This window comes from Shewanella sp. BJSY2023SW005 (assembly GCF_047314585.1).
Lineage (GTDB): Bacteria > Pseudomonadota > Gammaproteobacteria > Enterobacterales > Shewanellaceae > Shewanella > Shewanella algae.
Map to the genome: position 1 here is coordinate 97120 of NZ_JBKORJ010000063.1, position 7350 is coordinate 104469.

Genomic DNA, 7350 nt, shown 5'->3' on the forward strand with positions numbered 1-7350 from the left:
TTTCCAATTTTTTCGTTGTCGCATCCAGTGCGACAAGCTAGTTAACGGCTTTGCAGATGTTCCTTTTTGGCCTTCTCCACCTGACTGGCGGGCATTTTAGCCGCTAACAGCTGCAATAATCTTTTGGCGTCTTGCTGGGTCTGTTCATCGCTGAACACCTGGTTGTAGAGCCAGTGATACCCCAAGACATAATCCCTTGGGCTGCCATAACCCTTGGCAAACAGCTCGACCAGCATCATTCTGGCCGGCAGGTCACCGTTGGCGGCAGCGGGTAACAGGTACTGCACCGAACGTTCTTTGTCCTGCAGTACAAACTTGCCATCTTTATAATACTCGGCAATGCGCACCATGGCTTCGGCACTGCCCTGCTCGGCGGCATCCCTGAGCAGCGATATTCCTCTGGGCGGATTGGCCTTGACGCAGATGCCGAAATTAAGCATCTCACCCCAGAGGTACTGGTACAACGGCTGCTTGAGTACTTCGGCGCGCGCCTCAATATCCTGCACCAGCTGACAGTCATCGGCTTTGACCCGGGTCAGGTATTGTTTGCTGCGAATAAGCTCCAGCAGTTCTTCCTGGCTGTAGATATCCACGGCCTTGGTTTCTTCGGCCAACACATTGGCACTGGTTACTAACAAGAGTAATAGGGCTATACGCAACATAAGCTGTCCTGATGACAAATAGACTGTCTTTTCATCGGCAGTATAACCCAATTCTTAAGGGCAAACAGTGTAAGCCCCATAAACGAAAAAGGCCGCTTAGGCGGCCTTTTTACTTAACTGAATGGATTCACCAGAATCATGGTCTCATTCCGGTCAGGCCCGGTTGAGATGATATCGACAGGTGTTTCCAGCAGTTCTTCAATCCGCTTGATATAGTTGATTGCTGCCTGTGGCAGTTGCTCCAGTGAAGTGGCACCAAAGGTGTTTTCACTCCAGCCTGGCATGGTTTCATACACAGGAGTAACGTGCTCGTAGCCTTCGGCCGCCAGCGGAGTCACATTGGACACAGTACCGTCTGGGTGCTGATAGCCTACGCAGAGCTTCACTTCTTTCAAGCCGTCCAAAACGTCGAGCTTGGTCAGGCAGAAACCACTGATGCTGTTGATCTGAACCGCGCGGCGCATAGCCACTATGTCCAACCAACCCGGACGACGCTTACGACCGGTTGTCGCACCAAATTCCTGGCCCTTGGTTCCCAAGTGATCGCCGATTTCACATTCCAGTTCAGTCGGGAATGGGCCGGCACCCACACGGGTGGTATAAGCCTTGATGATGCCGCAAACATAATCCAGATGACGAGGGCCGAATCCTGAACCTGTTGCCACACCGCCTGCAGTAGTGTTGGAAGAGGTTACAAATGGATAAGTACCGTGGTCGATATCCAGCAATGTGCCCTGAGCGCCTTCAAACAGTATGTTGTCGCCATTCTTGCGGGCTTGATCCAGCAATTCGGTGACATCCACACACAGACCTTTCAGGTAGTCTGCCAGTGCCAGCGCGTCATCCAGAGTCTTCTGGTAATCAACGGCTTCGCACTTATAGTATTCGGTCAGCATAAAGTTGTGATAGGCCATCACTTCTTTCAGCTTCTCGGCAAACAGTTGTGGATTGAAGAGATCCCCTACGCGCAAACCGCGACGGGAAATTTTATCTTCATAAGCCGGGCCGATGCCGCGCCCTGTAGTACCGATAGCCTTGTTGCCACGCGCTTTTTCGCGAGCAATATCCAGCGCACAGTGGAAAGGAAGGATCAGAGGACAAGCTTCAGAGATCAGCAGGCGTTCCTCAACCGGAATACCTTTCTCTTTCAGCATGCCGATCTCTTTCATCAGAGCATCGGGCGCCAAAACCACGCCGTTGCCGATAATGCACTTGACGTTATCGCGCAGAATGCCTGAGGGGATCAGATGAAGAACGGTTTTTTCACCATCGATAACCAGAGTATGACCAGCGTTGTGGCCACCTTGGTAACGGACTACGAATTTTGCCTGTTCGGTCAGAAGGTCGACAATCTTACCTTTTCCCTCGTCACCCCATTGAGTGCCGAGAACAACTACATTTTTGCCCATTGTTTGCTGCAAGGTTGCGGTTAAAGCAGGATTCTAACAGATATTGGCATGGAAGGGGCAAGTATTTATGAAAAAATAATCAATATGACAATTCCTGCAACAACCAGGACGCCGCCCAGGCGTTGCATGATAGCTGTCGGTTGGGAAGCCACTTCCAACAGGTAACGACGCCAGCGGTTGGGGAATAACAAGGGCCCCACCCCTTCCAGGATCAATACCAAACCCAAGGCCATCAACAGTAGTTGCCAACTCATGTTTCACCCCATTTAAACCTGCCACAACAACCCTGAGTATACAGGGCTGCCAGGGATAAATCTCAGCCATAAAAAAACCCAGCGTACGCTGGGTTTTTGGTATCTCGAAAGCGATATTAACGCTTGGAGAACTGTGGCTTACGACGTGCTTTACGCAGACCAACTTTCTTACGTTCAACCTTACGAGCATCGCGGGTTACATAACCAGCAGAACGTAAAGTAGGACGCAGAGCTTCGTCCAGCTCCATCAGAGCACGGGTGATACCGTGACGGATAGCGCCGGCTTGGCCAGTGATACCACCACCCTTAACAGTTACATAGATGTCCAGCTTTTCAGTCATTTCAACCAGCTCAAGAGGTTGACGAACAACCATACGAGCGGTTTCACGACCGAAGTAAACATCCAGAGGACGTTGGTTAACAACGATATTGCCACTACCTGCTTTAGCGAATACGCGAGCAGTTGAAGTTTTGCGACGGCCAGTGCCGTAGTACTGAGTTGCAGCCATTTGCTTAATCCCGTTTAGATATCAAGAACTTGAGGTTGTTGTGCAGCGTGGTTGTGCTCTGCGCCAGCGTAAACTTTCAGCTTACGGAACATGGCACGACCCAGAGGGCCTTTTGGCAACATACCCTTGACTGCTTTCTCGATGATCATTTCTGGCTTGTGAGCTTGCAGCTTCTCGAAGCTGATTTGCTTGATGCCACCTGGGAAGCCTGAGTGCGAGTAGTACGTCTTGCCTGCAGCCTTGTTACCGGTCACAGTTACTTTCTCGGCGTTGATCACGATGATGTAGTCACCGGTATCTACGTGAGGAGTGTACTCAGCCTTGTGCTTGCCACGCAGACGCAGAGCGATTTCAGTGGCGATACGACCCAGGGTCTTACCTTCGGCATCAACAACGTACCAGTCACGAGCTACAGTTTCTGGCTTAGCAGTAAAAGTCTTCATTATTACAAAAACCCAAAGTTAAATTCTGTCACATGCTACCTGCGGATGCAGATAACACAAAAATGCCTTTCTCTGCCCCTTCGAGCAAAGAATCTGGCTTTTAAATCCGCCCAATCGGCGGAGTAACGTGGGCAGGTGGCGGATTATAGACAAAGCTGAACTAAAAATCACCTGCTTTTTGAGATCCCGCCGTAAAAGACGATCTTTTTCAGGTCGTTACCGCTTTGGCACCATCAACGCCTTGGTCACCGTGCTCATTCGGTTGGATTGTCGGCAACAAAACGGGGGCAATCATCCCCTATGGCAGGTGCTCCAGAGCCAGGTAATCCCGGGACTGCATCTCAATCAGACGGGAGCGGCAGCGACGAAATTCAAAACTCAGCTGCCCATCTGTGTAAATCTGCTCGAGCGGTACCTCGGCCGAGATGATAAGTTTCACATGCCGCTCGTAGAACTCATCCACCAGCGCCAGAAACCGGCGGGCAATATCATCCCCTGTCTGCTGGGCGCCCATCTGTTCCAGGCCACTGAGCAACACTGTGTGAAACAACTGCGCCAATTCCATATAGTCCCGCTGACTGCGCGGCCCATCACACAGCGCTCGGAAGTCGGCCAGCAAAACACCCTGGGCCTGCTTACGGATCACTATGCTGCGCCCATCTATCTCCAGCGGCGTTTCAGAGACCTCAGACTCAGGCGCCAGTTGGGTGAAATAACGTTGCAAATTGCACTCGGCGGTTTCATCCAGCGGGTGATGGTAGATCTCGGCCTGTTCCAGGGTCCGCAGTCTGTAGTCGATTCCAGAATCGACATTCAACACCTGGCAATTGGCCTTGATTTCGGCGATGGCTGGTAAAAATCTGGCCCGCTGCAAACCATTCTTGTAAAGGTCGTCCGGCACTATGTTGGAGGTGGCCACCAAGACCACCCCCTCCTTGAACAGGGCCTCGAACAGCGTGCCCAGCAACATGGCATCCGTGATGTCCGAAACAAAGAACTCATCAAAGCAGATCACCCGATATTGCTGCGCCATCTGTTTGGCTATCACCAACAGCGGGTCCCGGGTTCCCTTGAGCTCGTCCAGTTCCCGATGAATTCTGTGCATAAATCGATGGAAATGCGCTCTCAGTTTCTGCTCACCCGGCAGGGCATCGAAAAAGGTGTCCATAAGATAAGTCTTGCCGCGCCCAACACCGCCCCAGAGGTAAAGCCCCTGAACCTTGCTGTTTTTTTCCCGGCTGAACCAATTGCGCCATCCGGACTTTTGCGGCCTTTGCAGCTCATCATAAACACGCTGCAATGCCTTTACCGCTTGCTCCTGCGCCGGGTCATGGCTGAAATCCTCACGGGTGAGATCTTGTTGGTAATGCTGCCAGGGGGTTAACTGCGACACTTGAATTCTTCTCTTTTAACCTTATTTGATGGGTACCTAACCCAACTCACGCAACAGAGTTGGGGCGGCAAATGGTATCATGAGACCCACGCTCGGGGTATATTTTGCCAGGTATCCCTATGGGGTCGAGCAAGAGCATAAGACACAAAGACAAACTTAAGGAGTCGATATGGAATGGCCACTGGTGTTTGCGGCTTTCATTCTGGGGTTGATACTGGGTTATATCGGCAAGACCTTGGTCAGCCGGGGGCTCGGCAAGAGCAGTAAAGGGGCTGCCATAGAGCGCAGCAAGATGGAATTGAGCCAACACAAGCAGGAGGTCAGCGATCATCTGGCCGAACAGAGGGCACTGCTGGGACAACTGACAGAACAGATCAATCGCCTCAATCAGCATTGGAATCAAGGCAGCCAAAGATTGGCCAAAGAGGAGCAACTGGCCCCTTTGCCAGCTATGCTGACCAGTGTGCCTGACACGGAAGAAAGGCCAGAGACTGCGTCCCCTGTCAGCGTGCAATAAAAATTAATCTTTGTTAATGAATGATGAACTTTTTAAACAGGATTAAAGTCGGATTAATTACCGGACGCTCGTAAGAGCCTTTATGATTCAGCCACCTCGGTGGCAAACAGTACATGGTTATTTGATCCCGTATTAGGAGCAATGCATAGATGAAGACCAAGTTATCTCTTGTTTCCGCCGCCCTCCTCGGGGCCACCCTGACACTGGCCCCTGTAGTCTCCCAGGCCGCGCTGCCACAAGCCGTAGACGGCCAAGCCATGCCGAGTCTGGCCCCCATGTTGGAGCAAACCACACCGGCGGTTGTCTCTGTGGCTGTTTCCGGCACTCAGGTTTCCCGCCAACGGGTACCGGATATATTCCGCTACTTCTTTGGCCCCAACGCCCCGCAGGAGCAAGTACAGGAGCGACCGTTTCGCGGTTTGGGATCCGGAGTCATCATAGATGCCGACAAGGGCTATATAGTCACCAACAACCATGTAATCGATGGCGCCGATGATATTCAGGTGGGGCTGCACGACGGCCGCGAAATCAAGGCCAAGTTGATAGGCAAAGATAAAGATGCCGATATTGCCCTGCTGCAGATTGAGGCCGACAACCTCACAGCAGTCAAATCTGCCGACTCGGATGACTTGAGGGTTGGCGACTTTGCCGTGGCCATAGGTAACCCCTTCGGTCTTGGGCAAACCGTGACTTCAGGTATTGTCAGTGCTTTGGGGCGTACAGGCCTTGGCATAGAGATGCTGGAAAACTTCATTCAAACCGATGCCGCCATTAACAGCGGTAACTCAGGCGGCGCCTTGGTTAACCTGCGCGGCGAGCTTATCGGTATCAATACCGCCATTGTGGCTCCCGGCGGCGGTAACGTAGGTATCGGCTTCGCGATACCTGCCAACATGGTTCATAGCCTGGTAGATCAGATTATCGAACACGGCGAAGTCCGCCGCGGCGTTCTGGGGGTCATGGGTCGGGATCTGGACAATGAACTGGCTCAAGGCTTCGGTCTCAAGACCCAACACGGTGGCTTTGTCAGCGAAGTAATGGAAGGCAGCGCCGCCGATAAGGCGGGCATCAAGGCAGGCGATATTATCGTCAGCATTAATGGCCGCAAGATCAAGAGCTTCCAGGAATTGAGAGCCAAAATTGGCACCATGGGTGCCGGCACCAAGCTAGAACTTGGCCTGATACGTGATGGCGATGACAAGACAGTCAAAGTCACTCTGGGTGAAGCCAGCCAAGTGAAAGAAACTGCGGCCGGCGCCGTTCATCCTATGTTGGCCGGTGCCACTCTGGAGAACAGCAAGAAAGGTATCGAGATCACCGATATCGCCCAGAATTCTCCAGCGGCCATGAGTGGCTTGCAAAAAGGTGACTTGATTGTTGGGGTCAACCGTACCAAGACCGCCACTCTCAAAGCACTGAAAGAAGAACTCAAAGAGCAACAAGGCGCAGTGGCACTGAAGATAGTCAGGGGCAACAGCAGCCTGTATCTGATCCTCAGAGGTTGACAGTCATCCGGAAAAAGCGGGGATAACCCTAATGCCGATCAGTTAAGACAGATCGCTTGACGATCTCACTGAAAGGATCAAAATCCGATGACCCCATGTCATCGGATTTTTTTATGCAACTTTCAGAAGCTTTGGCGCGTACTCATATCAACCGTCTTACCGAATTCACCTGTCTGGCCGATGTACTTGAGCCCGATTTAATTCAGTCGTGCCTTGATTCACATGGTGTTGCCAGTTTAAGGCGACGTAAGTTACCTATGGATGCCATGATTTGGGCGGTGATTGGTATGGCTCTGTTCAGAGGCGAATCCGTCCGCTCTCTCATCAATAAGCTTGATATCGTCTTACCTCAAGAGGTGGATTACGTTGCGCGCAGCGCTGTCACGCAAGCGCGCAAGCGGCTGGGCTCCGACGTTGTTCGAGATGTGTTTAAGCGAAGTGCCAAGACCTGGCATGAAAGAGCAGAGCATCCTCATTGGTGTGGACTCAATCTCTATGGGGTCGATGGTATCGTATGGCGAACACCTGATAGTGAGCAAAACAATCAGGCCTTTGCCAAAACTGCCAACGCTTCTGGTGATGCTGCCTATCCTCAAATTCGCATGGTTTGCATGATGGAGTTAAGCAGCCACTTGGTATTGAACAGTGCCTTTGATTC

At 51.9% G+C, this 7350-nt stretch carries 9 protein-coding genes; 3 read left to right on the forward strand and 6 right to left on the reverse strand.

All coding sequences use genetic code 11. The annotated features are described in order from the left end of the window. Nucleotides 1–41: 41 nt before the first annotated feature. From ACMHXI_RS20270 to zapE, 6 genes are all read right to left on the reverse strand, one after another. A complete protein-coding gene (locus ACMHXI_RS20270; RefSeq protein WP_025009338.1) occupies nt 42–662 on the reverse strand; it encodes a tetratricopeptide repeat protein in 621 nt (206 codons plus the stop codon). A 113-nt stretch (nt 663–775) separates the two neighbouring features. Next, complete coding sequence (locus tag ACMHXI_RS20275; protein ID WP_025886864.1) at nt 776–2071, reverse strand: adenylosuccinate synthase; 1296 nt, start codon at nt 2069–2071, stop codon at nt 776–778. Nucleotides 2072–2136: 65 nt separating this feature from the next. After that, nucleotides 2137–2325: a DUF2065 domain-containing protein gene (locus ACMHXI_RS20280; protein WP_025009336.1), complete on the reverse strand. Its 189-nt coding sequence runs from the start codon at nt 2323–2325 to the stop codon at nt 2137–2139. Nucleotides 2326–2441: 116 nt separating this feature from the next. After that, on the reverse strand, nt 2442–2834 hold the full coding sequence (rpsI, locus tag ACMHXI_RS20285) for a 30S ribosomal protein S9 (protein WP_025009335.1): 393 nt from the start codon (nt 2832–2834) through the stop codon (nt 2442–2444). A 14-nt stretch (nt 2835–2848) separates the two neighbouring features. Next, complete coding sequence (gene rplM / locus ACMHXI_RS20290) at nt 2849–3277, reverse strand: 50S ribosomal protein L13 (protein WP_025009334.1); 429 nt, start codon at nt 3275–3277, stop codon at nt 2849–2851. 298 nt (nt 3278–3575) lie between these two features. Next, complete coding sequence (zapE, locus tag ACMHXI_RS20295; RefSeq protein ID WP_062793557.1) at nt 3576–4670, reverse strand: cell division protein ZapE; 1095 nt, start codon at nt 4668–4670, stop codon at nt 3576–3578. 169 nt (nt 4671–4839) lie between these two features. Between zapE and ACMHXI_RS20300 the strand changes: the two genes are divergently transcribed. The 3 genes from ACMHXI_RS20300 to ACMHXI_RS20310 form a co-directional block, all read left to right on the forward strand. After that, the gene (locus ACMHXI_RS20300; protein WP_045283169.1) at nt 4840–5187 is read left to right on the forward strand and encodes a ZapG family protein; all 348 of its coding nucleotides are present in this window, start codon (nt 4840–4842) and stop codon (nt 5185–5187) included. Nucleotides 5188–5336: 149 nt separating this feature from the next. Further along, nucleotides 5337–6692, forward strand: a complete 1356-nt coding sequence (gene degQ, locus ACMHXI_RS20305) for a Do family serine endopeptidase DegQ (RefSeq protein ID WP_234519530.1) — start codon at nt 5337–5339, stop codon at nt 6690–6692. 95 nt (nt 6693–6787) lie between these two features. Beyond that, a partial coding sequence (locus tag ACMHXI_RS20310) for an IS4 family transposase (protein WP_413734065.1) occupies nt 6788–7350 on the forward strand: 563 nt, incomplete at its 3' end.